Source organism: Agrobacterium larrymoorei, assembly GCF_013322225.1.
Taxonomy (GTDB): Bacteria; Pseudomonadota; Alphaproteobacteria; order Rhizobiales; family Rhizobiaceae; genus Agrobacterium; species Agrobacterium larrymoorei_A.
This window is the reverse complement of the sequence record NZ_JAAMFB010000024.1, coordinates 83,558-108,384: the sequence shown is the minus strand read 5'-3', so window position 1 is coordinate 108,384 and position 24,827 is coordinate 83,558. Positions and strand designations below refer to the sequence as shown.

The following is a 24,827-nucleotide window of genomic DNA, read 5'->3' as shown; positions in this document are numbered from 1 at the left end:
AAGAGAATCTGTTCAAGAATTCTGATCCATGGCTTGAAAGGTTTTCATGTCGAAGGCATGAACGTCCTCCAGCAGTTCCTTCAGCCCCCGGACCGAATGGGCAATGATCCTCTCGCCCTTTTCGGCGCTGGCCACACTGGCATTGCCCGCCACGCCCTGATCGTTCAAATCCGACATCATCCAGCCGAAAGCATGCGGGCCATAGGCACGCAGATGCTTGAAGCGCTTGGCGAATTCACTCTGGCGCGAGGGGAAGTGTTCGGCCTTTTCCATATCGACCCTGTCCGGGTGGAGCGCCAGCATGGCGGAGGTCTCGATATCGCCGCCATGGATATCGATGGCCTTGTCCTGCGGTTCTATCAGCCCTTCCGGCAGGCCGAAGCGGGTCCAGCTGGTGGCAACGGCAAGCATTCCGAAGCGAAGGCGGGCTTCTGTCGCCACGATGGTCATCAGGGGTGAATTGCCGCCGTGGGCATTCAGCATAACGAATTTGCGGATACCCTTGGCGTGCTGCGCCTCGGCAAGCCCGAGCCAGCGGTTTACTGCTTCGTCGAAGGCAAGCGTCTTCGTGCCTGGTACGTTCATATGCTCTACCGAATAGCCGACGGGTTCGACGGGTAGAAAGTCTACGGGGAGACTGGCGGGTAGAGCCTCTCGCAACCGTGCGACGATGCCCTGCGCAATCAATGTGTCTGTTTCGAAGGGCAGGTGCGGGCCATGCTGTTCATGTGCGCCCAGCGGTAGAACGGCGATGCGCTCGTCAGACATTCCGAATCCGGCTGTTATCTTTTCGTCGTCAAATTGCGTGTATGTGTTTGGCATCTGGCGATCTGCGCCCGTATTCGTTAAGTGTTACAACATCATATAGTCTTTTTGCGATCTGACACAAAGGCACGCGCTGAATGAGCAAGGACAAGCTGGCCAAAAAGGACAAGTCTTCCAAGAAGAGCAAATCCGGCAAGAAAAAGGATTTGTCCTACAGTCCCGAAGAGCTGGCCCAATCCATTACCCAGGCGGCGCGTTCCATGCGCACCGTGCTTTCCCACAACCTTGCCTCCAGCGGTCTCTATGCCGGGCAGGATGGCGTCATTCTGGCGCTTTCGCAGGAAGGCAGCATGACGCCGGGGCAGATTGCCCAGAAGCTGGGCGTGAAAGCGCCGACGATGACGCGCACCATCGGGCGCATGGAGGCGCAGGGTTTTGTGGAGCGTAGCGCGGGTGACGGCGACGGTCGTCTGACGTTGGTGAAGCTGACCGAGGCGGGCGCGCAGAGCGTGGAGCACATCAACACCTCGCTTGCCAATTGTGGCGCCCGCGCCATCGAGGGGCTGTCGGCCAAAGATGTGAAAAACGTGGTGAAGCTGTTGAGGGCAATCGACGCCAACCTCCAGTCCGTTGAATTAATCGATTAAATATTTTAAAAAGCTATCATGCTGCTGCGGTAAATCTTTAAAAACGTTGCCAGTCCGGTTTAAATTGTTTAGTCACAATTTAAACGCCCACTAGGGATGAGGGTGGTTTGCGTTGCGGAGGGGACCAATGGCGCAGAAGATAAAGCTATCCACCATTGCTGAAAGCCTTGGGCTTTCCACAGCCACGATATCGCTGGCATTGCGTGACAGTCCGCTTGTGGCTGGCGATACGCGGGAGAAGATCAAGGAGCAGGCGCGGGCATTGGGTTATATCTATAACCGCCGCGCGGCCAGTCTTCGTACCTCCCGCTCCGGCATCATCGGTGTTGTCTTTCATGATGTGATGAACCCGTTTTACGGCGAAATTCTCAAGGCTATCGAAAGCGAGCTGGACCGCAGCCGCCAGACGTTCATTCTCTCCAACCATTATGACTCGGTGGAAAAACAGCGCAATTTCCTCGAAACACTGCTGCAGCTCGGCAGCGACGGCGTCATCATGTCGCCTGCAATCGGCACGCCGACCGAGGATCTGAAGCTGGCGGAAGAAAACGGAATGCCCGCCATTCTCGTTGCCCGCTCCATGGATGGGGTCGATATGCCGACCTATCGCGGTGACGACGCTTACGGCATATCGCTTGCCACCAATCACCTTATCAGCCTTGGCCATCGCACCATCGCCATGGTGGGCGGTACGGACCAGACCTCCACCGGCCGCGACCGCTATCAGGGCTATGTCAATGCGCTGCGCAAGGCGGGCATCGAGGTCGATCCCAACCTGCGCATTCCCGGCGCGCGCTCGAAGCAGGGCGGGTTCGAAGCTGCGGTGAACTTTCTGTCGCTGCCGCAAAAGCCGACCGCTGCCGTCTGCTGGAACGATCTGGTCGCCATCGGCCTGATGAACGGCATTTCCCGCGCCGGTTTCGTGCCGGGCAAGGATATTTCGGTGACGGGTTACGACGATCTGGAGGAGGCCTCCATCGCTACACCTGCGCTCACCACCGTTTCCAACGGTCAGGCGGAAGTGGGGCGGCTTGCGGCGCGCGCGCTGCTGGATCGTCTGTCCGGAAGCCACGAGCCGGACGGCATACACCTGATCAAGCCCGAAATGCGCATCCGCCAGTCGACCGGGCCTTGCATTCCGCGCAAGTAGTTTTTGTCACGAAAGCGGGTTCCGGTTTTTAAATCTATGCGCTAGCTTGCCTCCAAACTCATAGGAGGAATTTAGCCGAATGTCAGATAACAAAGCCACCGTTCTCGTTCCGGGCAAGATCAATCCGCGTGTGCTGGAACGTCTCGAGGGAAAGGTGGAGGTCGTCACCGCGCCCGCCGGAGCTGAGCCGAGCCTGTCTGCCGATGTCGCCGAGCGCATCCGTGCGGTTGCCGTTTCCGGCATCTTCAACGCGGCGTGGATCGATGCGCTGCCCAACCTTGAAGTCATCGCCAATTTCGGCGTGGGCTATGATGGTGTGGATGCCAAGCATGCGGCCAAGCGCGGCATCATCGTTACCAATACGCCGGACGTGCTGAATGACGAAGTGGCCGACACGACGATTGCGCTGCTCATCAACACCGTGCGCCGTCTTTATCAGGCGGAAACCTATCTGCGCGAAGGCAAATGGGTGTCGGAAGGACCGTTTGCGCTGTCTCCCTTCTCGCTGAAAAACCGCAAGGTCGGTCTGTTCGGCATGGGCCGCATCGGCCAGGAAATTGCCAAGCGGCTGGAGCCGTTCAAGGTCGAGATCGGCTATCATACCCGCAGCAAGCGCGACGAGCTTTCCTATACCTATTACCGCTCTCTCAAGGAAATGGCGCAAGCTGTCGATATCCTGATCTGCATCGTGCCAGGCACGCCGGAAACGCATAAGGCAATCAACGCTGAAATTCTTGGCGCGCTTGGCAAGGATGGCGTGTTCATCAATGTCGGTCGCGGCTCCAGCGTGGATGAGGATGCTCTTCTGAAAGCCTTGCAGGATGGCGTCGTCGGTGCTGCCGGTCTTGACGTGTTCTATGCCGAACCGAAGGTGCCGGAAGGGTTTCTCTCGCTGCCGAATGTCACGCTGCTGCCGCACGTGGCGTCCGCCTCGCTGCCGACGCGCAATGCCATGGCCGATCTGGTGGCCGACAATGTGCTGGGATGGCTGAACGAACGCAAGGTGAAGACGCCAGTGCCGGAAACGCCTGTAAAAGGGTAAGTGCGAGCACGGCTTGCACGCTCCGCACCTTGCGACGCCAGAATGGACAAAAGCCCGAACCTGCCGGTCCGGGCTTTTCATCTTTGCGATACCGGAAGCGGGATTACAGCTTGCCGTTACGTTGCTGGATCATCATGAAGGTATCGAACGTGTATTCCGCCAACTGCATCCACAGATAGCCTTCACGCTTGAACGCGACCTGATCTTCATAGACTTTCTTGAAGTCTGCGTTGGTGGCGGAAATTTCCGCGTAAACCTCAAGCGCCGCCTTGTAGCAGGCGTCGAGGATTTCCTGGCTGAAGGGGCGCAACGTTGCACCCTCCGCCACGATCTGCTTGATCGCGGTGGGGTTCTTGGCGTCGTATTTCGCCATCATGTTGGTATTGGCGAAGGCGCAGGCATCCTGAAGAACGGACTGGTAGTTCTTCGGCAGGTTGTTCCACTTGTCCAGATTGACGAAGGAGTGGATGACCGGTCCGCCTTCCCAGAATGCCGGGTAATAATAGTATTTTGCGACCTTCTGGAAGCCCAGCTTGTGGTCGTCATAGGGACCGACCCATTCGGCCGCATCGATGGTGCCTTTTTCGAGTGCCGGGTAGATATCGCCGCCTGCGATCTGCTGTGGCACGACGCCGAGCTTTTCCACGACCTTGCCGGCCAGACCGGCAATGCGCATCTTCACGCCCTTGAAATCGTCGATCGTATTAATTTCCTTGCGGAACCAGCCGCCCATCTGCACGCCGGTATTTCCGGAAATCATGCCATAGAGATTGTGCTTCGCGTAGAACTCGTTCAGCAGCGTGTTGCCGTTGCCCTCGTAGAACCACGAATTCGTCAGCCGGGCATTGAGGCCGAACGGAATGGCGGTGCCGATGGCGAAAGTCGGGTCTTTGCCGACATAGTAATAGGAGCAGGTATGGCACATTTCGACGGTGCCGGAAGACACCGCATCTGCGGCCTGCAGGCCGGGTACGATTTCACCCGCCGCAAACACCTGAATATTGAAATTGCCATCGGTCGCGGCGTTGACGTGGCTGGCCACATCCTGCGCTCCACCGAAAATCGTATCCAGTGATTTCGGGAACGAGGACGTCAAGCGCCAGGTGATCTTTGCATTTTGCTGCGCAATAGCGGGTGCTGCCAGCACCGTGGCCGCCGTTGCCCCGACACCGGCAACCGCACCTTTTTTAATGAATGAACGACGATCCATACAATCCTCCCAGATACGAATCTTCGGCCCTAGCAAGACTCCCCTCCGCTATCGACCTTCACAAGAAGAAAGCATGTCGAAATGCAACTGACAAGCGGGATGCGCGAGAATAGGCGGGTCTCAAGGATGCTTTGCGGCAAAAACAACAGGCCGAAGCTTCAACAATTATTTGCAATGAAAATATTGGTTTCCTGCCTTATACTTTAGGCGAATGAAATGTTGCCGATCACCCGCTTCCCGCTTGACGGGCTCCCCTCACTCGCTCCACAAGAAGCAGAACGCATTTCGGAGCCACCATGTCCAGACCCATCATCGCCATTCCCGCCGACATCAGACATCTGGACGGCGCGGACTGGCATGCCGCCCAGACGCAGTATCTCAATGCCGCGCTCAAGGTGGCCGATGTCATGTCCTTTATCATCCCGGCCTTTGAAGCGGGGAACGATACGGATGCGATACTGGACCGTGTCGATGGGCTTCTCGTGTCCGGTTCCGCTACCAATGTGCATCCCTCGCTCTACGGCGTCGAGGCCAAGGACAGCGATGGACCCTTCGACCCCGCCCGCGATGCCACCAGCCTTCCTCTCATACGTCGCGCGATAGAGCGCGGTATTCCCATGCTCGCCATCTGTCGGGGCATTCAGGAGCTGAACGTGGCGCTCGGCGGAACGCTCGCCAGCGAAATTCAGGACTTGCCCGGCAACTGGGACCATCGCAAGCCCGAGCATGAAGACCGGGACGTGCTGTACAGCATCCGCCAGCCGGTCTTCATCCGCGAAGGCACCTGCATCGCTGAGCATCTGGGCATGGCGGGAGAGGTTCAGATCAATTCCCTGCACCGTCAGGCCATTGCGCAGACTGCACCTCGTCTTCAAGTCGAGGCAACGGCGCAGGACGGCACCATCGAGGCCGTCTCCGTGATCGATGCGAAGGGCTTTGCCGTCGGCGTGCAATGGCACCCGGAATACTGGGCGCAAACGGATGCACCGTCGCGGGCATTGTTCGAGGCTTTCGGCCGTGCCGTACGCCAGTATCAGGCGACCAGAAGCTGATCGCGTTCAGCTGTTCGTTTCCGTAAAGAGACAGCCGTCCGAGGCTAAAGGGCGTTTCCGTTAGACCGTGAAACACCCTGAAGGCCCGTTGCCGCTCGTTACGGGCCTATCTTCGGTGGTTCATTAAGGTTCGGCATTCCCGGCAGACCATTTCCGCCAGGCTGAGCGGGTGCGCCATCCATCGGCGGAAGGCCGAAGTTCGGCATGGTGTTGCCGCCGCCATTGCCGAAGGCTGGCACCTCGATCTTGATCGAGTTGAGATCGATCTCAGGCCCCTTGTCCAGCCAGTAGGTGACGGACTCCGGCCAGAAAATGACGATGGCGACGAGGATCAACTGCATTCCGAGCCAGGGGATCGCGCCCATATAGATATCCGAGGTCTTGACCGATCTCGGCGCGATGGAGCGCAGATAGAACAGCGCAAAGCCGAAGGGCGGGTGCATGAAGCTGGTCTGCATGTTGATGCAGATCAGCACGCCGAACCAGATGAGATCGATGCCGAGCGCCTGTGCGACGGGGGCCAGCATGGGCACGACGATGAAGGCAATCTCGAAGAAATCGAGGAAGAAGGCCAGGAAGAAAATGAAGATGTTGACGAAGATCAGGAAGCCGATCGGCCCGCCCGGAATGCCAGACAGCATGTGTTCGATCCAGAGCGATCCATCCATGCCCTGAAAGACGAGCGAGAAGCACGTCGCGCCGACGAGAATGAAGACCACCATGGATGTGATGTGCATGGTGGAATGCATGGCCTGCTTGACCAGATCCCATGTCAGGCGGCGGTTGGCGGCGGCAAGCGCCATCGCTCCGACGACGCCCAATGCACCGGCTTCGGTTGGCGTTGCAAGGCCCATGAAGATGGTGCCGAGGACGAGGAAGATCAGCACGATGGACGGGATCATGCCCGCCAGCACCTTGAAGACGAGCGCCCGGTTAAGCTCTCCGCGCGCTTCCGGCGGCAGGGCGGGAAGATCGCTGGGACGCAGCTTCGACATGATGAAGATGAACAGCAGGAAGATCGTGACCTGCAGGATCGACGGGCCGATGGCGCCGAGATACATGTCGCCCACGGAGCGGCCAAGCTGGTCTGCCAGAACGATCAGCACCAGCGACGGCGGGATGACCTGCGTGATGGTGCCGGACGCGGCGATGACACCGGTCGCAAGCCGTGGATTGTAGCCGTATTTCAGCATGATGGGCAGCGAGATGACGCCCATGGTGATGACCGATGCAGCAACCGTGCCGGTGATGGCACCAAGGATCGCGCCCACCAGAATCACGGCATAGGCGAGGCCGCCGGGGATGGCGCCAAACAGCTTGCCCGTGCCTTCCAGCAGATCTTCCGCAAGTCCGCATCGTTCCAGCAAAGCTCCCATGAAGGTGAAGAAGGGGATTGCCAGCAAAAGGTCATTGGACATGATGCCGAAGATGCGCAAAGGCAGCGCCTGCATGAAAGCGGGTGAGAAATGCTCCGTAAAGATGCCGATGATGCCGAACAGCATGCCGACGGTTGCGAGCGAGAAGGCCACGGGAAAGCCGTAGAGCATGAAGATGATCATGCCCAGGAACATCAGCGGTGGCAGAATACCGTATTCGAACATGGAAATATCCTTGCGATCAGCGCCGAAATTACTGGAGCGGTTTTTCGTATTTGGTGTCGAGCTGATAGAGCCCGTTCAGCGCAGCGATGCGCTTCACCAGTTCGGATATTCCCTGAAGCACCAGAAGCGCGAAGCCCGCGAATATGATGAACTTCACCGGCCATCGAATGAGACCGCCGGCATTGGAGGAAATCTCATTCTGGTCCCATGAGAGGACAAACATGGGCCAGCTGAGCCAGGCGAGATAGAAGCAGGCTGGCAGCAGAAACAGCACGATGCCGATAATATCGACCCACAGCCGCGTGCGCGATGAAATCGCGCCGTAGATGATATCCACACGCACATGCTCGTTCATGCGCAGCGTGTAGGACGCGCCGATGAGAACGATGAAGGCGAACATGTACCACTGGATTTCCAGCCAGCCGTTCGAGCTGTAATTGAAGAGGTAGCGGACGATGGCATTTCCGGCGCTGACGAGGCAGCAGATCAGCACGAGGTAGCCCGAAAACTTCCCCATGGCCTCGCTGAACCAGTCTATCAGGCGGCTTAGTTTGAGCAGCGCTTGCATTATATTCCCCTCTTGTCCCTTTGCGGGTTCGTGGGGAGAACGGGCCTGCCCTCACGGTTACGACGCGCAGCCCCCTCCGCTTCGTTCGTCCGGTCCAGAATCCTCCCACCATGAATCGTGTATGGGCAGGATTTATGAAATGCAACCATGAACGCTGGCCGCGTGAGGTTGTTCGCTCATTTCCTTGCTTTTGGTCGGGTATATGTTGCGGCTTTGCAAAGAACGTCATCAAGCGAGGCAATATTGTTGCGGTGCGCAACTTCATTTTTTGCGTTTGTGAGAGCAAGACACTCCATTGCACCCGTCTCGAACTTCGTGTTACTTCTGATACAGGAGTGTGCTGCAAAGCATGGTTGTCAGGGATGACGTCCCGCAAGGGTAGAGTGACGACCGGCGTGACGGCAGATCAATAGAGGGGAAATTGCATGAGCGAACATCATACCGGTCCAGTCGAGGTCGGCGCGCAGATGGACTACTCGGAACATGAGAAAACCTATAACGGTTTTCTGGTGGCGTCGAAATACGGCACGATGTTGGTCTGCATGTTGATGGTCGCCATGGCGGTCGGTTTCTTTACGACCGGTGGCTTTTTCGGTGGCCTGCTGGTGTTCCTCATCCTGAGCGCTGCGGGCTTCTTCATCCTCTAATGCATGTCTTGTTCGCAAAACCGCTGCACGGTTTTGCAAGGCATGATTTTAGACCCGGACAGTCTTTCATCTGACGCGGCGTAGCTTTGCGCCGCATCCCTTTTCCGGTCTTGAGTGCAGACGAGAGGTCCATGCGATGAAAGCGCTTTTGCTATCCCTCATGCTTCTGCCCTGCTGTTGGCAGGCAGCCCATGCGAGAGACTTCACGGCTGCCGAAAAGGCCGGTCTTGGGCAGCAGATCCAGCGCTTCGATGCGGCGCTGACAAAGAGCGATTTCAAGGCCGTCAGCGATACGATCCCGCCGAAGGTGCTTCAGGCAATCGCGTCCAAAGCCGGTATTTCGCTGGAACAGCTTCGCGCTGCGTTGACCACGCAAATGCAGATAGCACTCGCTTCGGTCAAGCTTCTCGAGTTCGACATGGATTTCGACAAGGCACAATATCACGAGGCTCCTGACGGCACGCCCTATGTGCTGGTGCCGACACGAACGCTGATGGAAACCGAAGGCACCAAACTCGAAGCGATCTCGCATACTCTGGCGCTTGTCGATTCTGGCGAGTGGTATCTGCTGAGGGTGAGCGATGCACAGCAGGTCGACATTCTGCGCGAAGTCTATCCTTCATTCGCCGATGTCGAGCTACCGGCAGGAACGGTGCAGCCAGTCCAGTAATCGGGCCTTTGGCGCTTGCTCACTCCAGACAGTGCAATAGGTCGTCGTCATAAGGACGGTAGCGCCCCGTTAAAGGCATTTCCAGTCAACAGGCAAACAGGCATCTAAAACGGGTCGCGGTGAACCCTATTCACTGCGACCCGCTTTAGATGCTCGTTTCTTGCATGTGCGTTATCGCTTAATTGAGGGCAATTAAACGCGACATGGTTTACGGTGTTAGAGCCTTGGCTTTCTTCGCGCGTGAAACTTTTGGAGCGACCGCAACCAATGTCGCTTCGTGCGCCAGGCGAAGCTCTCGCAACCGATCGGTCTTCTTCGTGCGGTGCGCGGCTTCTGCGGCAAGGATTTGCGCAGCCGCGCTATTGGTGGCCGCTGCCTTTTGCTGAGCGGTCAGCTTCTCCGGCTTAAAGAATTCGTCTTTCGTGACGGTCATAATGACATCCTTTCATCAGGCATCTGTCAGCGAGGGCGGGCAACCTTTTTGGGTGCGGGAAGCAAGCCTTCTCGCTGCAACTTCTTCTTTTCAAGTTTCCGTTGCCGGCGAACTGCTTCCGCTTCCTTGCGAACCCGCTTTTGGGACGGCTTTTCGTAGGACTCTCGTGCGCGCATTTCCCGGAATAGACCCTCGCGCTGCATTTTCTTTTTCAGCACGCGAAGCGCCTGGTCGACGTTGTTTTCTCTAACGAGTACCTGCAAAAGTTCTCCTTACGCGACGTTTCGCCGCTTATTCTAGGGTTGTGAGGAGATCACGATCAACTCAGCTGATCTGATCCGCGAGAAGGGCTGTTGGAACAGCCCGTTGAGCAATAACGCGATTGTCTTGACTGAAGCGTAGTCGAATATTTGCTATCAGATAGATACGAAAGCGGTGGATTCGCAACGTTCAGGACGGCGCCGGGATGGTTCCTGCCTCGTCGTGGAGATCGTCACCGTGTTCGACAGTCTCACCGTGAAGGCTTCGTATGAGGGCCTTAAGCATCATATCCTGCCCTGCCATCAAATGCATGTCTTTTTCATGAGCTGCCCGACGCTACCATCCGACACGTCTGGAAAAAGCAAAAGGCCGAGCGTTGCTCGACCTTCACCGGTCAAACGATCATGCTGCCAGTACATCCGTGGTCAGCGTAATCGAGAGACAAATTCAAGCTGCCTGAAGATTATCGGCAGAATTCTTGCCGGACTTGCGGTCCTGCACGATGTCGAACTTGATCTTCTGGCCGTCCGAGAGCGAACGCATGCCAGCGCGCTCAACAGCAGAAATGTGGACAAAAACGTCCGTGCCGCCGTTGTCGAGTTCGATAAAGCCGAAGCCCTTGGTGGCGTTGAACCACTTTACAGTTCCAGTGTTCATAACGATTTCCTTTCGTAGCAATCGTTGTTGCTCCCGCGATACCTTGCGGGAATAGATCGATGTTTTGAGAGGAAATCCGACGGGAGCTAAGCTCTGGACCGACGTCACAAGCAATGGTCGATGGGTATAAGGTATTCTCAATTTTTGATTTTACAAGCAGTTTCTTTGAATTAACGCCGAATGCTGTCGATCAATGCCGCCATCACGTTGATTTATATGTATAATTTAAATCGCCATTTTCCATAGCCTGGAAGGCCCGAATACAAAAAAGCCGGGAGCGACGCTTCCGGCTTTCGTCATTCTACCTGAATTGCTGACGCTGCTTACGACGCCTGAGCGCCTCTGGTGCGTGCAAGGCCGTCTACCGCCGGTTTGTATTTCGGATCGAGACGCGCGGCATGGCCATAGGACTTCGCAGCCTTGTCGCGTTCGCCACGGCGCTCGTAGACGAGTGCCTGGTTTGCCCAGGATTCTGCGAGATCGCCGTTCAATGCGATGGCATGGTTGAAGTCTGCGAAAGCGTTCTCGTCGTCGTTCAGGGCGACGTAGGAGATGCCGCGACCGTTATAGGGTTCCGGCGAGCTGGACGAGAGCGAGATGGCCTTGGAGAAGTCTTCGATGGCCTGGGTGTGCTGGTTGCGCAACTGGTAGATCAGGCCACGATTGTGATAGGCGCGTCCGTCCGTCGTATCCGTGTTGATGGCGGCGGTGAAGTCGTTGAAGGCTTCGTTGACGCGGCCGGTCTGGCGGTAGAGATTGCCGCGACCGATGAGCGCCACATCGTAATTGGCGTTGATCTGGAGCGCGGAATTGTAATCCTGCAAGGCCTGTTGCTGCTGACCCATGTTGCGATAGACCAGCGCGCGGTTGGCATAGGCCTGATAGAAACGGGGGTTCAGCTGGAGCGCCTGATTAAAGTCGGCAATCGCGCGCTTGGAATCGCCTGCGCGACCATAGGCCGAGCCACGGACATTGTAGCCTTCCGGGTCTTGCGGATTGGCGTTGATGACTGATGTCAGCGACGAGATGTTCTGCTCTGACCCCTGTGCGCGGTCGATCTGAAACACATCGTTGTTCGGCGCGGTGGTTGCGCAGCCGGAAAGAGCAGCGACGAGGCCGCATATGATAAGGGGGAAACGAAGCCGCATCGTCTGTCTCTGTTTCTGGGATACGCCGTGAAGGAGGGCGGATGGAAATCTGGAATCACGGGTATCAACAGCGTTCATGCGATATGGGTTCCCTCTACAGGCCGGTTTCCCGGTCGCAAATCAGATCAAAAAACGTGAGTCCACAAACTCAAAGAGCGGCGGCGAAATAATCGCCCCCGCCCCATAAGCATTCAAAAACGTCGAAAAGACGACCGTCCAGCCCTGAATTAACGGGCAGGAGCGCGTGGGCCTGCGATCAGACCTTCGCGCTGCATGCGCTTGCGAGCCAGCTTGCGAACGCGGCGAACGGCTTCAGCCTTTTCGCGAGCGCGCTTCTGCGAAGGCTTCTCGTAGTAATCGCGCATCTTCATTTCGCGGAAAATGCCTTCGCGCTGCATCTTTTTCTTGAGAGCGCGAAGCGCCTGATCAACGTTATTGTCGCGGACTAGTACCTGCACGTGAAACCCGTTCCTTTGGTTTGGTTATCTTGCCGTGAATGAACGCATTCGCCAGCAAACAAAAGTTCGTTCGGTTGGCCGTGAAGCCATACGATTGGGGTGGTGCAATATCAGATCGTTTGCGCGAAGTCCAGCGATTAACTGTGCCGACGCCGGAAAAACCGCGCAACGCCATATTCTCTTTCGCAATGTCAAAACATTCATGTCGCGGCGTCGCAAAATGAACACTGCGGTGCTTATTCATTTGCCATGTGTATGCTTCTACCGGAATAATTCGAGCCGGTTTTCAGGGAGTGGTTTGCGAATGCGCAAATATTCGGTTTTCGCCGTGGCTCGCGAGGCTTTGCGTGGGCATAAGGGATGGGCTCCGCAGTGGGCATCTCCGGAACCTCGCAAGGAATATGACGTCATCATCATCGGTGGCGGCGGGCATGGTCTCGGTGCTGCCTATTATCTGGCGAAAGAGCACGGCATTACCAATGTCGCGGTGCTGGAAAAGGGCTGGATCGGCGGCGGTAATACCGGGCGCAACACGACGATCATTCGCTCCAATTACCTCTATGAAGAGAGCATGGACATTTACGAGCATTCCCTGAAGCTGTGGGAAGGCTTGAGCCAGGATCTCAACTACAACGTCATGTATTCGGCGCGCGGCGTGATGATGCTGTCGCACAATGTTCACGACAAGCAGTCCTTCAGCCGCCATATCAATGCCAACCGTCTCTATGGCATCGATAATGAATGGCTGACGCCGGAGCAGGCCAAGGCATACTGTCCGCCGCTCGATATTTCCGCCAATGCGCGTTACCCCATCAATGGTGCGGCGCTGCACCGCCGCGGCGGCACGGCGCGCCACGATGCGGTGGCCTGGGGTTATGCCCGTGGCGCATCGGATCGCGGCGTTCACATCATTCAGAACTGCGAAGTGACCGCGATCCGTCGTGGCCCGGATGGTGCGGTGACGGGTGTCGAGACCAATCGCGGCTTCATCGGCGCGAAGAAGATCGGCGTTTCGGCTGCCGGCCACTCCTCCGTCATCATGAATATGGCGGATGTGCGGGTGCCGCTTGCCTCCAACCCGTTGCAGGCGCTGGTTTCCGAGCCGATGAAGCCGATTTTCCCCTGCGTGGTCATGTCCAACACGGTACATGCCTATATTTCGCAGTCGGACAAGGGCGAACTCGTCATCGGCGCGGGTACGGACCAGTACAATTCCTACTCCCAGACCGGTGGTTTGCAGATCATCACGCATACGCTGGATGCCATCTGCGAGCTTTTCCCGATGTTCCGCCGCGTGAAGATGATGCGCCAGTGGGGCGGCATTACCGACAACACGCCGGATCGCTCGGCGATCCAGAGCGTGACGCCGGTGCCGAACCTGTTCGTCAACTGCGGCTGGGGTACGGGCGGCTTCAAGGCAACGCCGGGTTCCGCGCATCTTTTCGCGCACCTCATCGCGCGCGGCGAGCCGCATCGTCTGGCATCCGGCCTGACGCTGGACCGTTTCCGCACCGGGCGTTTGATCGATGAAGCGGCTGCTGCGGCGGTGGCGCATTGATAATGCCCGCTGCGCTTCTGGCTTCCAGCTTTGCAGCCTCCACCTTGCCAGCCGAAGGGCTGGTGCCGGGGGCCAGCGATTTTCGCGTGCAGAAACTGGAACGGGCGCAGGGTGAGACGAACTGGCCGTTTACGGCGCGCAAGGGTCTTTTGATGTGCGTGCCGAGCCTTAGCAATAAGCTCGTCTATTTCGTCCCGGAAAACGACCGGGGCGAAAACGAATATCCGGTCAATATCGATAGCAATGCGATGTCGATGGCGATGGTGAATATCGGGCGGGGAGGGGCGTTTCGGCCCTTCGCCGATTTCGAAGAACTGATGAACAGGCTTTCTCCCTACATCACCATGGGAAAGCGCCTGTGTGACCAACCCGCCGGAACAGTGGTTCCGGAAAGCTCTCTTTGAGGCGTAACCATGCTGCTGATCCGTTGTCCTTATTGTGAAGAAGAGCGCTCCGAACTGGAGTTCCGCTGGGCGGGCGAGGCGCATATCGCCCGGCCTGAGAATATCTCGGCCATTTCGGATGAAGAATTCGCGGAATATTTCTTCCTGCGCGACAACGACAAGGGCCTCGTTTTCGAGCGCTGGCGTCACATTCACGGTTGTGGGCGCTTCTTCAACGCGGCCCGCAATTCGGTGAGCGACAGGTTCTACCTGACCTACAAGGCGGGTGAGCCGAAGCCGGATGCCGAGACACTGATGCAATCCAGCGAAGGAGCGGCCCGATGAGCGGTGCGTATCGTATCAAGGGTGCCGGCCGCCTGACGCCTGCCCGCACCGCGCGGTTTACCTTCGATGGCAAGATTTATACGGCGTTGCAGGGCGATACGGTGGCGTCTGCGCTTCTGGCCAATGGCGTGCATCTGATTGGCCGTTCGTTCAAATACCACCGCCCGCGCGGCTTTCTTTCCGCAGGACCCGAGGAGCCGAATGCGCTGATCGATGTTTCGCGTGACAGCAGCCGCAAGCAGCCCAACGTGCGCGCCACCGTGCAGGAAGTGTTCGACGGCGTGATCGTGGAATCGCAGAACCGCTATCCATCGCTGTCCTTCGATGTCGGCGCGATCAATGATTTCTTCTCACCGATGTTTGCGGCGGGCTTTTACTACAAGACTTTCATGTGGCCGAAGGCTGCATGGCACAAGCTCTATGAGCCGATCATTCGCCGTGCGGCGGGTCTAGGCAATGCGCCGAAGGAAGGCGACAGCGACCATTATGCCAGCCGTTTCGCCCATTGCGACGTGCTGGTGGCGGGTGCTGGCGTCGCGGGTCTGACGGCGGCTCTCTCTGCTGCAAAGACTGGTGCTAAGGTTATTCTGGCCGATGAGAATCCCGAGGTTGGCGGCGCATTGCGCTTCGACACCGGTGCGACCATCGACGGCATGAATGGTTACGACTGGGCGCAGAAGGTGCTGGCTGAACTCAAAGCCATGCCGAATGTCGAGGTGCTGACGCGCACCACGGTATTCGGCTATTACAACCACAATTTCATCGGCCTGGCAGAACGGGTGACAGACCATCTGGCGACACCGGGGCACGCGCCGCGTGAGCGGCTGTGGCAGGTGCGGGCCAAGAAGGTGGTGCTGGCGACCGGGGCCATCGAGCGGCACATGGTGTTTGCCAATAATGACCGGCCGGGCATCATGCTGGCATCGGCGGCGCGGACCTATCTCAACCAGTACGGCGTGACCGTTGGCCACTCTGTGGGTGTCTATACCGCCCATGATTCGGCCTATGAGACCGCGTTCGACCTCAAGCGGGCCGGTGTGAAGATCGCCGCCATCGTCGACTGCCGCCAGAACGTAGACGCGAAGCTTCTGGATGAGGCGCGTGCACTCGGTATCGAGGTGCTGGCCGGTCACAGCGTCTATGACACGGCGGGTCGTCTGCGGGTTTCTTCCATGACGGTGGGCCGAAATGGCAGTTCTTCAAAGCGCAAGATCAAGGTCGATGCGCTGATCGTTTCCGCTGGCTGGACGCCCTCCGTGCATCTGTTCTCGCAGTCTCGCGGCAAGCTGAAATTCGATGCGGCCAACCAGCGCTTCCTGCCGGACGTGCATGTGCAGGACGGCGTTTCCGTCGGTGCCTGCAACGGCACCGATGATCTTTCCGCGCTAATTGCCGAGGCGGCTGCTGCAGGCGGCGGGGCGGTGGAGTTTTCCGGCAGCAACGCGCATGTCTGGACCGGCGGCATGATCGGCGCTGCGGAAGGTGCGGGCGAAGAGCATAGCGTCAAGGCCTTCATCGACTTCCAGCACGATGTCTGCGCCAAGGATATCCGCCTTGCGGTGCGTGAGGGTATGCACTCCATCGAGCATATCAAGCGCTTCACCACCAACGGCATGGCGTCCGATCAGGGCAAGATGTCCAACATGCATGGCCTTGCCATTGCCTCGGAAGCGCTGAACCGCGATCTGCCGAAGGTCGGCCTGACGACCTTCCGTTCGCCCTATACGCCAGTCACTTTCGGTACGCTGGTCGGCCATTCGCGCGGTGCGCTGTTCGACCCGGCCCGCAAGACGCCGATGCACGATCTGGAAGTGGCTGCTGGCGCAGACTTCGAAGATGTCAGCAACTGGAAGCGCGCATGGTATTACCCGCGCGCAGGCGAAGACATGCATCAGGCCGTGAACCGTGAGTGCAAGACGGTGCGCGAGACAGTCGGCGTGTTCGATGCCTCCACTCTCGGCAAGATCGAGGTGGTTGGGCCGGATGCGGCGAAGTTCCTCAACCTGCTCTACACCAATGCCTGGGATACGCTGAAGCCGGGTCGCTGCCGCTACGGCATCATGACCCGCGAAGACGGCTTCGTTTATGACGACGGCGTGGTGGGTCGCCTTGCGGAAGATCGCTTCCATGTGACGACGACGACCGGCGGTGCGCCGCGCGTGTTGCAGCATATGGAAGACTATCTTCAGACCGAATTTCCGGACCTCAATGTCTGGCTGACATCCGCCACCGAGCAGTGGGCGGTGATTGCCGTACAGGGACCGAAGGCACGCGAAGTCATTGCGCCGCTGGTCGAGGGTCTCGATCTTTCGCCGGAAGCCTTCCCGCATATGGCGGTGGCGGAGGCCAAGATTTGCGGCGTGCCGACGCGTCTGTTCCGCGTGTCGTTTACCGGCGAATTGGGCTTCGAAGTCAACGTGCCTGCGGATTTCGGACCTGCGGTGTGGAAGGCGATTGCCGAACGGGCTGAAGCCATCGGCGGTTGTCTCTATGGCACGGAAACCATGCACGTACTGCGCGCCGAAAAGGGCTATATCATCGTCGGTCAGGACACGGATGGAACCGTGACTCCAGACGATGCGGGTCTCGGCTGGGCCGTTTCCAAGAAGAAGACGGATTTTGTCGGTATTCGCGGCTTGAAGCGGCCCGATCTGGTACGCACCGGGCGCAAGCAGCTGGTGGGTCTGTTGCCGAAAAATCCACACGACTTCCCGGATGAGGGTGGCCAGATCGTTGCCGATCCGAACCAGCCGAAGCCGATGACCATGCTCGGCCATGTGACATCCGCCTACTGGTCGGAAAATCTGGGTCGCAACATCGCCTTCGGTCTGGTGATCGATGGCCGTGCCCGCATGGGTGAAACGCTCTACATTCCGCTTGCCGACAAGACCATCGCGGTCGAGGTGACGGACATGGTGTTCTTCGACAAGGAAGGAGGCCGCATCAATGGCTGACATATTAGGGGCTGATCTTGTAAAGGCAATCCGCACTCCGGTTCTGGATGGCATTCACGGTGGCTCAGCCAGCGTTTCGCTCAAGACGGCTGCTCCCGCGTTTCGCATTTCACTGCGCGCCAAGGCAGAGGCAGTCGAGGCATTGTCGCAGGCGCTGGAACTGGCACTGCCGCAACGCCCCAAAGCCTCCGCCACCTCCGGCCTGCGCTCCGCGCTATGGCTTGGGCCTGACGAATGGCTGGTGATCGATCAGGGCGAAAGCAACCTCCTGGACGCGCTTTCCGGCGTCTCCGGTCTGTTCTCCGCCACCGACGTCTCCCACCGCAACACGGCCATCATCGTCTCCGGCCCCGGCGCGGAAACGGCCATCAACGCCGGTTGCCCGCAGGATCTTTCGCTCGCCGTGTTCCCGGTCGGCGCATGCTCGCGCACGATTTTCGGCAAGGCGGAAGTGGTGCTGCTACGCGTGGCGGATGACACGTTCCGGGTGGAATGCTGGCGTTCGTTTGCGCACTATGTATTTGGTCTGCTGGATGAGGGTGCGCGGGACGCTTGAGGCTTAGGCATTGAAGCCTGAAGCATCTCGTTATAGCGCGTCATGCTTTAGCGGGGGTGGCTTCTGCGTGCGGCATGGAACCCCCAAGCGCGATAAGCCGCTTTCCAGACTCAACCCGGATGAGCGTTTCCAGAGCCTGCCGAATGAGCGCAGCTGTTTCTTTCGTGCCCGTAAGAGATTTGGCGCGCTCAAGAAGAGTATCATCGAGATTGATGGTGGATCGCATGTTGGGTTCCTGCCTCGTGCGCCTCACATCATCGGAATTTAGCACCGCGTGGTGCTAAATTCCATGCATCATGGTGCTGTTCTTCCGCCCTCAACTGCGACAGCTTTTACGCCGCCTTCTGCTGCATCTTCATAAAGCCAACCGTCGCAGCCCACAGCACAACACCGATCAGCAACAGCGCTGCCGCAATCGAATATTGCACCGGATCGCGCCCTGTCCATGGGCCGACGAGGAAGAAGCAGCTGACGGCGCCGATGATTGGCAGGATGCTGGGGGTGCGGAAGTGTTTATGGGCTACCTTGTCCCTGCGCAGCACCAGCACCGCGATATTGACGATGGTGAAGACGCCGAGCAAGAGGAGCGCGGTGGTGCCGCCGAGCGCCGGGACGCCGCCTGCAAAGGCGATGAGGCCGATGGCGATCAGCGAGGTGAAGGTAATGGCGACCCACGGGGTGCGGCGTCCCTTGTGGACCTTGCCGAGTGCCACTGGAAGCACGCCTTCGCGGCTCATGCCGTAGATCAGGCGGCTGGCCATCATCATATTGATGAGCGCGGAATTGGCGACCGCGAACATGGTGATGATGGCGAAAATGCCGATCGGGAAGGAAGGCGCACCTGCCTGCACCACCTTCAGCAATGGAGTTTCACCTTCGCCGAGTTCCGCTGCAGGAACCAGCGTGATGGCGGAAATGGCGACCAGCACATAGATGATGCCGGTGATGACGAGGCCACCGAGCAGTACCTTTGGAAAGATGCGGGAAGGCTGCTTGCATTCCTCTGCCATGTTGACCGAATCTTCAAAGCCAACCATGGCGAAGAAGGCGAGCGTCGTGGCAGCAACCACGGACCAGATGACGCCGTGGTCTCCTGCGGGCTCGAAGGTCCAGACGCGGGAAACATCGCCCTGTCCATTGCCGATGGCCCAGAAGCCGATGCCGATAATCATGAGTAGGCCGGTGAGCTCGACGACGGTCAGCACCACGTTCATCTTCACGCTTTCGCCGACGCCACGGAAATTGATAAGGCCGACCAGAGCGATGAAAGCGATGGCAACGCCGGTGACGCCATAGGCACCGAAATCAAACCCGGTGACGGTGGTGAAATTGGCGGCAAAGGCACGCGAGGCGGTGGAGGCGGATGTAACGCCCGACGACATGACGGTAAAGGCAACGAGGAAGGTGATGAAATGAACGCCGAATGCCTTGTGCGTATAAAGTGCCGCGCCCGCTGCCTGTGGATATTTCGTCACCAATTCCAGATAGCTGCAAGCGGTTAGAAGCGCCACACCGAATGCGATGAGGAAAGGCAGCCACACGACGCCACCGACTTCCGCCGCCACCTGACCTGTGAGTGCGTAGATCCCTGTCCCGAGAATATCTCCGACGATGAAGAGCAGCAGCAGCCCCGGTCCCATCACGCGCTTGAGTTCGGTGCTCTGCTCGCCCGACCCATCCGGTCGCGTCACGTTTTCTGCCATATTGGATTTCCCCCAAATAATATGAAGGGCTTAACGCGGATATAAGGTGCTGGGTTCCGCAGGACTTGCGCTGGAAACCGGGTGTAAAATCGCATATATATGTCCGTGAAAGAGGACGCCATGCAGGTTCACGTCGACAAATATCCGCAGTTGCGAGCGATTTGCTGGAATCGCGATGAGAACGTGTGTCTGGAAGGTGACGAGGCATTTGCGCTGTACGAGCGGAACTGGCGATTTATAGACGCGGACGCATTGAGCGCTGAGGAGAAGGTGCTTTTGGCAGAACTCGTTGACCTTTATGGTCCGCTCCTCGTTGCGAATTGACGGCCTGCGCATGTTTCGCCGCCCTCATCACAATGCAATATTGACCGTTCTCAACTCTCTGGATGGGCACCTGCTGGAAACGGCTCAGTGCTATTTCGGCGGCGGGACTGCTATTGCCCTTGGTTTGGACGAATATCGAGAGAGCGTCGATATCGACTTTTTATGCGCATCTCAGAATGGGTACAGAAAACTGCGCGAAGCGGTCTGGTCGAAAGGGTTCGCTGGCCTTGCGAAATCCGATGCACAGATCACCGTACTACGGGATATGCAGGCTGATCAGTATGGTATTCGCACATTCGTACAAACTGGTGATACGCGCATCAAATTTGAAATCGTTCGTGAAGGCCGGATCGAACTTGACGGCCGGATGGAGGGCCGTTACGGCGTCCCGCTGTTGGATCGTAGTGATATGTTCGCGGAAAAGCTGCTCGCAAATGCCGACCGTTGGCCAGATCGCGCTGTCAGAAGTCGGGATATCATCGACCTGTCCATGATGATTTCACGCTGGGGCACCATCCCTGAAACAGCATGGGTCAAGGCGAAGCAGGCCTATGGAGAAACTGTCAGCAGCGCTTACAACAGAGCGGTAGACATGATCCGTGACAGGGATTGGCTGACTGCCTGTATAGACGCGATGCAAATGGACAGATTTCTACTCGAGGAAATTCTGAGCGTTCATGACGAACTTAAGCCTGTCGAAGACGCCTGACATTTTCGAATGCAAAACCGCTTTACACTTTTATTGGCACGCTCAAGTCGCTTGCAGTTCTGTTGTTTTCGGCCACTACTACGACATCTGTGGTTAAGCCCACCCCCGCCATTCCACCCAGCGTCCATGAAAATCGGCGCGGCCTACTTCCTGTTTTTCGCCGGTGGGCCAGATTTGCAGGGTGAGGCTGGCGCTGCCGGGGGTGTCGTCTGCTTCCATCTGGAGGCGGGCGAGTGGGGCAGTCGGGGTTGCGTTTTGGCCAGCCTCTGCGATTAAAGCTTCGCCCTGTTTCTTGAGTGCATCGGGAAAATATTGCCATGCGATGGTATGGTAGATGATGTGGGCTGCGCCTTCGTGGCGGGTTTTCAGTCTCCGCCCGAGCCATTCGATGGCGTCGGCTTTTTCGACGTGCAGCCTGTTGTTCGAGGCGATGCGCAAAGCGTTTTCGGTGCGTTCCAGGCGGTCTTTCTGGTCGGCCCAGATATAGGAACGCAGGCGCAGGCGGTCTTCTGCCGAGGACGGATCGAGCGGGTTGAGGTCGCAGCCTGCGCGTTCGATGACGTCGATATCGGTCGCCCGAGGTGGTTCCGCGCCGCGCCATTCGGGGGTGAGGAGAACATCGCTTTCGCTGCCCCATTCCATGGTGCCGAGACGGTAGCGATAGCGGTCGAATTGCAGGTTAAGGCCAGCGCTTGCGCCGACTTCGGACAGGACCAGCGGTTTGCCGGTGAGCTGTGCAATGGTGAGAAAGGCGGGAAGAAGAACGCCAGAGCGGCGGACTTCGTTGGTCTGGGGAGCGGACTTCAACCGCTCGAGAATAAAGCTTTCGTGGTGGATGAAGGCTTCCCTGGCTGCGCTCCAGAGATCATGGTCGGCGATCTCGGTCATCGCGGAAATCTTGCCGGTCAGGACCAGTGCATGGAGCGCGCCCGCTGTGCGCAGCGGCACGGAATCGCCAAACGGGCCGGGGTCGCCTGTCCATGAGAGGATGGTTTTGCCAACTTCGGTCTGCGTATCGAGCTTTTCGGCCAATGCGCGGCAGAGCCTTGCGGTGAAAGGTGAACCCAACGCATCGCAGGCTTTGGCCTGGGTGAGAAATGCGGTCCTGACGGCCTCCTCGGACATGGTTTCCTCCTCTGCAATGCAATGTATTCAGGCGTCTTCCGGCCTGTCTTTGGGGTCGAACTGGCTGATCGTCGTCCAGCGGGCCGTAAGGGCCGGTTTCTTTTCGCCTTCTATTTCCACCGTCACGTCATAGCTGTTCATCAGCATGGTCGCGCCGCGAAAGCGGGCTTCGGCCAGAGTGAAATGGCCACGGATACGCGCGCCGCTTTTGACCGGGGAGACGAAATGCAGTTTTTCAAAGCCGTAATTGATGCCCATGGTCTGTTCGCGGATTTTCGGCAGGGCGCTGTAGTTCATGGCTGACAGCAGCGAGAGAGTCAGGAAGCCATGCGCGATCGTGCCGCCAAAGGGGCTTTCCTCCTTGGCGCGCTCCGGGTCGGTATGAATGAACTGGTCATCCAGCGTCGCCTTGGCGAAGGCATCGATCATCGCCTGATCGACGGTAATCCAGTCTGATATGCCGACCTCGGTGCCGACAAGGTCTTTCACCTCGGCCAGAGCAATTTCCTTGGGCATGGTTCCTCACGAGCGGATGATTTTATTGAAAGTTTACAACTGTATGAAGGAAGCGCAATCAACTTTTTTGCACTGCAAAATCAGGTTTGGAGATAGAAGACGACAGAGCGGGCGGGGAGGTAAGCGGGGTTGCCGAAATCCGTGCCCACGGCTGTCCAGTTGTCGCCGGGTAAGGAAAAGGGCACGATTTCGCGGGTGCTGTTGAAGAGGATCGCAAGGCGAGCGGCATTGCCCGTCTGGAGGTCCAGCGTCTTCAGCACCATGGCGAGGGGTTTGCTCTCCGGCCTTTCCCAATCGCTGACACTCATCGGCTCACCGGTTGGGGAGAGCCACTCGACGTCATCTGCCGAGAGGAAATTCATCTTGCCGAAGACGTCGAAGCGCTGGCGAAGCTGGCTCAGGAAAGCGGTGTGGTCGATGAGGTCCGGGACGAGAGCGGTCCAGTCGACCCATGTAATGCGGTTATCCTGACAATAGGCATTGTTGTTGCCCCCTTGGCTGCGTCCGCCTTCGTCGCCTGCGGTGAGCATGATGGTGCCGCGGCTGACGAAGAGGGTGGACAGCAGGGCTTTGACATCTGCGACGCGCGCGGCGTTGACGCCTGCGTCATCGGTCACACCTTCTATGCCGTTGTTCCAGGAGTGGTTTTCATTGTGGCCGTCGCGGTTCTCCTCGCCGTTTGCCTCATTGTGCTTGTGGGCGTGGGAGACGAGATCGAACAGGGTGAAGCCATCATGGGCGGCGATGAAGTTGACGCTGCGGGTTTTGGTTCGGTCGTAGCGCGAGAAGATCGAGGCGGAACCGGCGAGCGCATCTGCCAGCGCGCCAGTGGTGTGGGGATCGCCACGCCAGTATCGGCGGATATCATCGCGGGCGCGGTCGTTCCATTCGAGAAAGGTTTCCGGGAAATTGCCGAGTTGATAGCCGCCCGGGCCGATATCCCAGGGTTCGGCAATCAGGATGCGGTCTTGTAGGATCGGGTCGTCGTGCATGGCGGTAAGCGTTTCGCTAGCTGCGTCGAAGCCTTCGACCGTTCGTCCGAGGATGGGCGCCAGGTCGAAGCGGAAGCCATCGATACCGGCATGGGTGACGAAGTGGCGCAGCGTATCCAGCACCAGTTGGCGGACCTGTGGGTGATCGCAAGCCAGCGTGTTGCCGGTGCCGGTGTCGTTGACCAGCGTGCCGGGATTGTCGGGCAGATGGCGGTAGTAGGTAGGGTTATCGAGCCCTCGCAGCGAGAGCGTCGAACCAAAGCGGTCGCTTTCACCGATATGGTTGAAGACGAGATCAAGGATCACGCCGATGCCTGCGTCGTGTAGCGCGGCGACGGTTTCGCGCAGTTCCTTGACGCCGCCAGGGCAGAGGCGCGGGTCAAGCGCCATGAAGCCGACGGGGTTATAGCCCCAGCCATTGGTGAGGCCGAGCGGGGGCAGGTGCCGCTCGTCGATCCATGCGGCGATAGGCATGAGTTCGATGGCCCTGACGCCGATTTTCTTGAGGTGCGCAATGATGGCGGGATGGGCGAGTGCCGCGACCGTGCCACGGATGTTTTCGGGGATTTCCGGGTGAAGGATGGTGAAGGGTTTGACGGCCACTTCGTAGATCAGGCCGCCGGGGGTGAAGTGCGGGGGCTGGCGTTTGGCCGGTTCGTGCTGTGCGACGATGGCTTTCGGCATGATGCTGGCGGTGTCTTCGCCGAAGGTGAAGAGAGCCGGGTGATGTTGGAAGGGGCGATCTATTTCCGTGGCGTAGGGGTCGAGCAGCAGTTTCGATGGGTCGAACCATTGGCCCTGGTCGGGCGCATAGGGGCCGTGGGCGCGGAAGCCGTATCGGGTGCCGATGGTGGCGTTCGGTGTGGTGATGGTGATGCTGTGGATGTGGTTGTCGCCGCGTGCCATGGGGAAGCGGGCGGTTTCGGCGGTGCCGGTGGGGTCGAAGAGGCAGAGCTCAATCTGGGTGGCGTGGCGGGAGTAGACGGTGAAGGTGGTGCCGGATTGGGTGAGGGTCGGGCCTTGGTTGGTGATGGGAGGCATGGTGTTGGCCCTCAAGATTGGAAGCGTGGGTTGTTTGTTTTATGAGATAGACGGTGCGACCGGTCGCGCAACGCCGCGTCAAGCGTAACCCCTCACTTGCAATTTCTAACACTTAAGCTGCGCTTAAGATGTTGAAATTGCTTTCTCTCCCACAGGGGGAGAGACAACCGAGTTGCACCGTTTTTATGCCTTACGCTCGGACTTGACCCTGGGTCCAGCATGGAGGAGATGTAAGTTTGTACTTACTCGTTCACCTCCAGTTTGCCGATCCGCTGGTGGATCCTCGGGTCAAGCCCGAGGATGACGTTTTGG

27 protein-coding genes are annotated in these 24,827 nt (G+C 58.2%); 13 read left to right on the top strand and 14 right to left on the bottom strand.

From position 1 onward, the window contains the following. Positions 1-12: 12 nt before the first annotated feature. Complete coding sequence (locus tag G6L28_RS15795; RefSeq protein ID WP_174064783.1) at positions 13-822, bottom strand: creatininase family protein; 810 nt, start codon at positions 820-822, stop codon at positions 13-15. Positions 823-902: 80 nt separating this feature from the next. On the opposite strand from G6L28_RS15795, the gene G6L28_RS15790 reads away from it, so the two are divergent. From G6L28_RS15790 to G6L28_RS15780, 3 genes are all read left to right on the top strand, one after another. Then, positions 903-1,412: a MarR family winged helix-turn-helix transcriptional regulator gene (locus tag G6L28_RS15790; protein ID WP_174064782.1), complete on the top strand. Its 510-nt coding sequence runs from the start codon at positions 903-905 to the stop codon at positions 1,410-1,412. Positions 1,413-1,539: 127 nt separating this feature from the next. Next, positions 1,540-2,562 carry a LacI family DNA-binding transcriptional regulator gene (locus G6L28_RS15785; protein WP_174064781.1) on the top strand — a complete coding sequence of 341 codons (1,023 nt, stop codon included), beginning with the start codon at positions 1,540-1,542 and terminating at the stop codon, positions 2,560-2,562. 79 nt (positions 2,563-2,641) lie between these two features. Continuing rightward, the gene (locus G6L28_RS15780; RefSeq protein WP_174064780.1) at positions 2,642-3,604 is read left to right on the top strand and encodes a 2-hydroxyacid dehydrogenase; all 963 of its coding nucleotides are present in this window, start codon (positions 2,642-2,644) and stop codon (positions 3,602-3,604) included. A 103-nt stretch (positions 3,605-3,707) separates the two neighbouring features. Here G6L28_RS15780 and G6L28_RS15775 read toward each other — a convergent pair whose 3' ends face one another. Then, positions 3,708-4,814 (bottom strand): TRAP transporter substrate-binding protein, encoded by a 1,107-nt coding sequence (locus G6L28_RS15775; protein WP_174064779.1) that lies wholly within the window; start codon positions 4,812-4,814, stop codon positions 3,708-3,710. A 296-nt stretch (positions 4,815-5,110) separates the two neighbouring features. Between G6L28_RS15775 and G6L28_RS15770 the strand changes: the two genes are divergently transcribed. Next, positions 5,111-5,866, top strand: a complete 756-nt coding sequence (locus G6L28_RS15770) for a gamma-glutamyl-gamma-aminobutyrate hydrolase family protein (protein ID WP_174064778.1) — start codon at positions 5,111-5,113, stop codon at positions 5,864-5,866. A 98-nt stretch (positions 5,867-5,964) separates the two neighbouring features. Here G6L28_RS15770 and G6L28_RS15765 read toward each other — a convergent pair whose 3' ends face one another. Both G6L28_RS15765 and G6L28_RS15760 read right to left on the bottom strand, forming a co-directional pair. Next, on the bottom strand, positions 5,965-7,467 hold the full coding sequence (locus G6L28_RS15765; RefSeq protein WP_174064777.1) for a TRAP transporter large permease: 1,503 nt from the start codon (positions 7,465-7,467) through the stop codon (positions 5,965-5,967). Between the two features lie 28 nt (positions 7,468-7,495). After that, complete coding sequence (locus G6L28_RS15760) at positions 7,496-8,035, bottom strand: TRAP transporter small permease subunit (RefSeq protein WP_174064776.1); 540 nt, start codon at positions 8,033-8,035, stop codon at positions 7,496-7,498. A gap of 425 nt (positions 8,036-8,460) precedes the next feature. Between G6L28_RS15760 and G6L28_RS15755 the strand changes: the two genes are divergently transcribed. Next, a complete protein-coding gene (locus G6L28_RS15755; RefSeq protein ID WP_174064775.1) occupies positions 8,461-8,682 on the top strand; it encodes an aa3-type cytochrome c oxidase subunit IV in 222 nt (73 codons plus the stop codon). A gap of 136 nt (positions 8,683-8,818) precedes the next feature. Next, positions 8,819-9,352 (top strand): hypothetical protein, encoded by a 534-nt coding sequence (locus G6L28_RS15750; RefSeq protein WP_174064774.1) that lies wholly within the window; start codon positions 8,819-8,821, stop codon positions 9,350-9,352. A gap of 208 nt (positions 9,353-9,560) precedes the next feature. Here the strand turns inward: G6L28_RS15750 and G6L28_RS15745 are convergent, their stop codons facing one another. From G6L28_RS15745 to rpsU (G6L28_RS15725), 5 genes are all read right to left on the bottom strand, one after another. Beyond that, the gene (locus G6L28_RS15745; protein ID WP_174064773.1) at positions 9,561-9,785 is read right to left on the bottom strand and encodes a hypothetical protein; all 225 of its coding nucleotides are present in this window, start codon (positions 9,783-9,785) and stop codon (positions 9,561-9,563) included. Between the two features lie 26 nt (positions 9,786-9,811). Beyond that, positions 9,812-10,048, bottom strand: a complete 237-nt coding sequence (rpsU, locus tag G6L28_RS15740) for a 30S ribosomal protein S21 (protein ID WP_174064772.1) — start codon at positions 10,046-10,048, stop codon at positions 9,812-9,814. A 445-nt stretch (positions 10,049-10,493) separates the two neighbouring features. Further along, on the bottom strand, positions 10,494-10,703 hold the full coding sequence (locus G6L28_RS15735) for a cold-shock protein (RefSeq protein WP_174064771.1): 210 nt from the start codon (positions 10,701-10,703) through the stop codon (positions 10,494-10,496). Between the two features lie 323 nt (positions 10,704-11,026). Continuing rightward, the gene (locus G6L28_RS15730) at positions 11,027-11,851 is read right to left on the bottom strand and encodes a tetratricopeptide repeat protein (protein ID WP_174064770.1); all 825 of its coding nucleotides are present in this window, start codon (positions 11,849-11,851) and stop codon (positions 11,027-11,029) included. A gap of 227 nt (positions 11,852-12,078) precedes the next feature. Next, on the bottom strand, positions 12,079-12,309 hold the full coding sequence (gene rpsU, locus G6L28_RS15725; protein WP_045228355.1) for a 30S ribosomal protein S21: 231 nt from the start codon (positions 12,307-12,309) through the stop codon (positions 12,079-12,081). 304 nt (positions 12,310-12,613) lie between these two features. Between rpsU (G6L28_RS15725) and G6L28_RS15720 the strand changes: the two genes are divergently transcribed. The 5 genes from G6L28_RS15720 to G6L28_RS15700 are packed head-to-tail and all read left to right on the top strand — an operon-like array spanning position 12,614 to position 18,105. Then, positions 12,614-13,867, top strand: coding sequence for a sarcosine oxidase subunit beta family protein (locus G6L28_RS15720; protein ID WP_174064769.1), 1,254 nt, complete (start codon positions 12,614-12,616; stop codon positions 13,865-13,867). 2 nt (positions 13,868-13,869) lie between these two features. Then, positions 13,870-14,271: a hypothetical protein gene (locus tag G6L28_RS15715; RefSeq protein ID WP_202033670.1), complete on the top strand. Its 402-nt coding sequence runs from the start codon at positions 13,870-13,872 to the stop codon at positions 14,269-14,271. 9 nt (positions 14,272-14,280) lie between these two features. Further along, positions 14,281-14,595, top strand: coding sequence for a sarcosine oxidase subunit delta (locus G6L28_RS15710; RefSeq protein ID WP_174064768.1), 315 nt, complete (start codon positions 14,281-14,283; stop codon positions 14,593-14,595). Beyond that, positions 14,592-17,549 carry a sarcosine oxidase subunit alpha gene (locus G6L28_RS15705; protein WP_174064767.1) on the top strand — a complete coding sequence of 986 codons (2,958 nt, stop codon included), beginning with the start codon at positions 14,592-14,594 and terminating at the stop codon, positions 17,547-17,549. The genes G6L28_RS15710 and G6L28_RS15705 overlap by 4 nt, the downstream gene beginning before the upstream one ends. Next, entirely contained in the window at positions 17,542-18,105 is a 564-nt protein-coding gene (locus tag G6L28_RS15700; RefSeq protein ID WP_174064766.1) for a sarcosine oxidase subunit gamma, read from the top strand. The genes G6L28_RS15705 and G6L28_RS15700 overlap by 8 nt, the downstream gene beginning before the upstream one ends. A gap of 40 nt (positions 18,106-18,145) precedes the next feature. On the opposite strand, the gene G6L28_RS15695 is transcribed toward G6L28_RS15700, so the two are convergent. Then, entirely contained in the window at positions 18,146-18,331 is a 186-nt protein-coding gene (locus G6L28_RS15695) for a type II toxin-antitoxin system VapB family antitoxin (RefSeq protein WP_174064765.1), read from the bottom strand. A 106-nt stretch (positions 18,332-18,437) separates the two neighbouring features. Further along, a complete protein-coding gene (locus tag G6L28_RS15690) occupies positions 18,438-19,808 on the bottom strand; it encodes an APC family permease (protein ID WP_174064764.1) in 1,371 nt (456 codons plus the stop codon). Between the two features lie 120 nt (positions 19,809-19,928). Here G6L28_RS15690 and G6L28_RS15685 point away from each other — a divergent pair, with 120 nt between their 5' ends. Together G6L28_RS15685 and G6L28_RS15680 are read left to right on the top strand one after the other, a co-directional pair. Further along, positions 19,929-20,132: a hypothetical protein gene (locus G6L28_RS15685; RefSeq protein ID WP_174064763.1), complete on the top strand. Its 204-nt coding sequence runs from the start codon at positions 19,929-19,931 to the stop codon at positions 20,130-20,132. Between the two features lie 10 nt (positions 20,133-20,142). Then, positions 20,143-20,841 carry a nucleotidyl transferase AbiEii/AbiGii toxin family protein gene (locus G6L28_RS15680; RefSeq protein ID WP_174064762.1) on the top strand — a complete coding sequence of 233 codons (699 nt, stop codon included), beginning with the start codon at positions 20,143-20,145 and terminating at the stop codon, positions 20,839-20,841. Between the two features lie 93 nt (positions 20,842-20,934). On the opposite strand, the gene G6L28_RS15675 is transcribed toward G6L28_RS15680, so the two are convergent. The 3 genes from G6L28_RS15675 to glgX form a co-directional block, all read right to left on the bottom strand. Beyond that, positions 20,935-21,966, bottom strand: a complete 1,032-nt coding sequence (locus tag G6L28_RS15675; protein ID WP_174064761.1) for a DUF2332 domain-containing protein — start codon at positions 21,964-21,966, stop codon at positions 20,935-20,937. A gap of 27 nt (positions 21,967-21,993) precedes the next feature. Beyond that, on the bottom strand, positions 21,994-22,482 hold the full coding sequence (locus tag G6L28_RS15670) for a MaoC family dehydratase (RefSeq protein ID WP_174064760.1): 489 nt from the start codon (positions 22,480-22,482) through the stop codon (positions 21,994-21,996). An 80-nt stretch (positions 22,483-22,562) separates the two neighbouring features. Further along, positions 22,563-24,515 (bottom strand): glycogen debranching protein GlgX, encoded by a 1,953-nt coding sequence (gene glgX / locus G6L28_RS15665; protein ID WP_174064759.1) that lies wholly within the window; start codon positions 24,513-24,515, stop codon positions 22,563-22,565. Between the last annotated feature and the right edge of the window lie 312 nt (positions 24,516-24,827).

Bases quoted from the DNA above. Each gene is read 5' to 3' on its own strand.
- G6L28_RS15795 (WP_174064783.1), bottom strand. From the start codon at position 822: ATGCCAAACACATACACGCAATTTGACGACGAAAAGATAACAGCCGGA.
- G6L28_RS15790 (WP_174064782.1), top strand. From the start codon at position 903: ATGAGCAAGGACAAGCTGGCCAAAAAGGACAAGTCTTCCAAGAAGAGC.
- G6L28_RS15785 (WP_174064781.1), top strand. From the start codon at position 1,540: ATGGCGCAGAAGATAAAGCTATCCACCATTGCTGAAAGCCTTGGGCTT.
- G6L28_RS15780 (WP_174064780.1), top strand. From the start codon at position 2,642: ATGTCAGATAACAAAGCCACCGTTCTCGTTCCGGGCAAGATCAATCCG.
- G6L28_RS15775 (WP_174064779.1), bottom strand. From the start codon at position 4,814: ATGGATCGTCGTTCATTCATTAAAAAAGGTGCGGTTGCCGGTGTCGGG.
- G6L28_RS15770 (WP_174064778.1), top strand. From the start codon at position 5,111: ATGTCCAGACCCATCATCGCCATTCCCGCCGACATCAGACATCTGGAC.
- G6L28_RS15765 (WP_174064777.1), bottom strand. From the start codon at position 7,467: ATGTTCGAATACGGTATTCTGCCACCGCTGATGTTCCTGGGCATGATC.
- G6L28_RS15760 (WP_174064776.1), bottom strand. From the start codon at position 8,035: ATGCAAGCGCTGCTCAAACTAAGCCGCCTGATAGACTGGTTCAGCGAG.
- G6L28_RS15755 (WP_174064775.1), top strand. From the start codon at position 8,461: ATGAGCGAACATCATACCGGTCCAGTCGAGGTCGGCGCGCAGATGGAC.
- G6L28_RS15750 (WP_174064774.1), top strand. From the start codon at position 8,819: ATGAAAGCGCTTTTGCTATCCCTCATGCTTCTGCCCTGCTGTTGGCAG.
- G6L28_RS15745 (WP_174064773.1), bottom strand. From the start codon at position 9,785: ATGACCGTCACGAAAGACGAATTCTTTAAGCCGGAGAAGCTGACCGCT.
- G6L28_RS15735 (WP_174064771.1), bottom strand. From the start codon at position 10,703: ATGAACACTGGAACTGTAAAGTGGTTCAACGCCACCAAGGGCTTCGGC.
- G6L28_RS15730 (WP_174064770.1), bottom strand. From the start codon at position 11,851: ATGCGGCTTCGTTTCCCCCTTATCATATGCGGCCTCGTCGCTGCTCTT.
- G6L28_RS15720 (WP_174064769.1), top strand. From the start codon at position 12,614: ATGCGCAAATATTCGGTTTTCGCCGTGGCTCGCGAGGCTTTGCGTGGG.
- G6L28_RS15715 (WP_202033670.1), top strand. From the start codon at position 13,870: ATGCCCGCTGCGCTTCTGGCTTCCAGCTTTGCAGCCTCCACCTTGCCA.
- G6L28_RS15710 (WP_174064768.1), top strand. From the start codon at position 14,281: ATGCTGCTGATCCGTTGTCCTTATTGTGAAGAAGAGCGCTCCGAACTG.
- G6L28_RS15705 (WP_174064767.1), top strand. From the start codon at position 14,592: ATGAGCGGTGCGTATCGTATCAAGGGTGCCGGCCGCCTGACGCCTGCC.
- G6L28_RS15700 (WP_174064766.1), top strand. From the start codon at position 17,542: ATGGCTGACATATTAGGGGCTGATCTTGTAAAGGCAATCCGCACTCCG.
- G6L28_RS15695 (WP_174064765.1), bottom strand. From the start codon at position 18,331: ATGCGATCCACCATCAATCTCGATGATACTCTTCTTGAGCGCGCCAAA.
- G6L28_RS15690 (WP_174064764.1), bottom strand. From the start codon at position 19,808: ATGGCAGAAAACGTGACGCGACCGGATGGGTCGGGCGAGCAGAGCACC.
- G6L28_RS15685 (WP_174064763.1), top strand. From the start codon at position 19,929: ATGCAGGTTCACGTCGACAAATATCCGCAGTTGCGAGCGATTTGCTGG.
- G6L28_RS15680 (WP_174064762.1), top strand. From the start codon at position 20,143: ATGTTTCGCCGCCCTCATCACAATGCAATATTGACCGTTCTCAACTCT.
- G6L28_RS15675 (WP_174064761.1), bottom strand. From the start codon at position 21,966: ATGTCCGAGGAGGCCGTCAGGACCGCATTTCTCACCCAGGCCAAAGCC.
- G6L28_RS15670 (WP_174064760.1), bottom strand. From the start codon at position 22,482: ATGCCCAAGGAAATTGCTCTGGCCGAGGTGAAAGACCTTGTCGGCACC.
- glgX (WP_174064759.1), bottom strand. From the start codon at position 24,515: ATGCCTCCCATCACCAACCAAGGCCCGACCCTCACCCAATCCGGCACC.